Raw genomic sequence first — 751 nt, 5'->3', positions numbered from 1 at the left:
ATCGGTTGGGCTCGTATAGGCGTGCATCGAACCTGGATAGTAGCGATGCAGTTATTGCTTGTCGGATTGCTCTTATTAGCTTCTATGTCTAACTATGAAAGCTTGTTTGGCCCCTTGATTGTTATTTTTCTCATCGGAATTCTACTGGTGAATACCTCGGCCGCGACTCAGGATATTGCAACCGACGGTTTGGCTGTGAAAGTTCTAGCAGAGCGTTTCAGGGGAATCGGAAACAGTGTCCAGGTAACAGGTTTTAAGTTGGGAATGATTTTAAGTGGTAGCGGCTTGTTACTAGGGATAGACCACTTTGGTTGGAGTCTGAGTATGCAGCTTATGGCCTTGTTGTTAGTTCTACTAATGTTGCCAATCTTCACTGGAGCTATCCCTGTTTACCCAAAGGTGACCAATAACTTTGATGCAGGTGTTGCTGATAAAGGCATGGCTAGGGCATTGCCTCTAACTGTCTACAAGGGCTTTTTTAAGCGTTCAAATATGCTTGCTTGGGTATTGGTGCTAATCACCTATAAACTGGCAGACTCCTTAGGCTCGGTAATGATCAAGCCCTTGCTGATCGATAGTGGCTTCTCGCTAGGGGACTTGGCAACGATCACTTTATGGTCTTCTATTGCGGGTTTGCTGGGGGCTGCTTTAGGCGGGTATTTATACCTTCGTCTGGGGGCAAAGAATATGATGCTTATTGCTGGCTTGGCCCAGGCTGTGGGAATTGCTCTCTATACGCTAGTGGACCTGC

At 46.6% G+C, this 751-nt stretch carries 1 protein-coding gene; it reads left to right on the top strand.

The window, feature by feature from the left end; all coding sequences use genetic code 11:
- Positions 1–45: 45 nt before the first annotated feature.
- On the top strand, positions 46–751 hold a 706-nt coding region (locus A3766_RS04710; protein WP_197479326.1), incomplete at its 3' end, for an MFS transporter.

The sequence above is a fragment of the Oleiphilus sp. HI0132 genome (genome assembly GCF_001635845.1).
This window is presented reverse-complemented; position numbering and strand designations above follow the sequence as displayed.